The sequence below is a fragment of the Ruegeria sp. BHSB058 genome, assembly GCF_059613285.1.
Genome location: NZ_JBXWSF010000193.1, coordinates 1 through 1263, shown reverse-complemented (window position 1 = coordinate 1263; position 1263 = coordinate 1). Strand labels below are relative to the sequence as shown.

Annotated in this window: 1 protein-coding gene; it reads left to right on the top strand. The window is 65.6% G+C overall.

Annotated elements, in window-relative coordinates; all coding sequences use genetic code 11:
• Positions 1 to 1263: serine hydroxymethyltransferase (glyA, locus tag AC2FNB_RS21290; protein WP_496748715.1), on the top strand; the 1263-nt coding region annotated here is incomplete at both ends.

Sequence of the window (1263 nt, the reverse complement as noted above, 5' to 3'; positions counted from 1 at the left end):
TCGTACCGACGATTTTTTCACCCAATCTCTCGCGGATCGTGATCCTGAGCTTTACGGCTCGATCGCGTCGGAGCTTGGCCGTCAGCGCGACGAGATCGAGCTGATCGCGTCCGAGAACATCGTCTCGGCGGCGGTGATGGAGGCGCAGGGCTCGGTTCTGACCAACAAATATGCCGAGGGCTATCCGGGCCGGCGCTATTACGGCGGCTGCCAGTTCGTCGATGTGGCCGAAAACCTGGCCATCGACCGCGCCAGGCAGCTGTTCGGCTGTGACTTTGCCAACGTGCAGCCCAATTCCGGCAGCCAGGCCAACCAGGGCGTGATGCAGGCGCTGGCCAAGCCCGGCGACACCATCCTGGGCATGAGCCTGGATGCCGGCGGCCACCTGACCCACGGCGCGGCCCCGAACCAGTCGGGCAAGTGGTTCAACGCCATCCATTACGGCGTGCGCAAGCAGGACAACCTGATCGACTATGACCAGATCGAGGCGCTGGCCAAGGAACACACCCCCAGGATCATCATCGCCGGCGGCTCGGCCATTCCGCGCGTGATCGACTTTGCCCGCATGCGCGAAATTGCCGACATGGTCGGCGCCTATCTGCATGTCGACATGGCCCATATCGCCGGCCTGGTGGCGGCGGGCGAGCACCCCTCGCCCTTCCCGCATGCGCATGTGGCCACCACCACCACCCACAAGACCCTGCGCGGCCCGCGCGGCGGCATGATCCTGACCAATGACGAGGCGATCGCCAAGAAGATCAACTCGGCCATCTTCCCCGGCATTCAGGGCGGCCCGCTGATGCATGTGATCGCCGCCAAGGCGGTGGCCTTTGGCGAGGCGCTGCGGCCCGAGTTCAAGGACTATATCAAGCAGGTGCGCAAGAATGCCGACGCGCTGGCCGATCAGCTGATCAAAGGCGGGCTGGATATCGTCACCGGCGGCACCGACACCCATGTGATGCTGGTCGACCTGCGGCCCAAGAAGGTGACCGGCAACATCACCGACGCCGCCCTGGGCCGGGCGCATATCACCACCAACAAGAACGGCATCCCGTTCGACCCGGAAAAGCCGACCGTCACCTCGGGCATCCGCCTGGGCACCCCCGCCGGCACCACCCGCGGCTTCGGCGAGACAGAGTTCCGCCAGATCGCCGACTGGATCGTCGAAGTGGTCGACGGCCTGGCCGCCAACGGCCCGGACGGCAACGGCGAAGTCGAAGCCAAGGTCCGCGCCGAAGTCGCAGACCTCTGCGCCCGATTCCC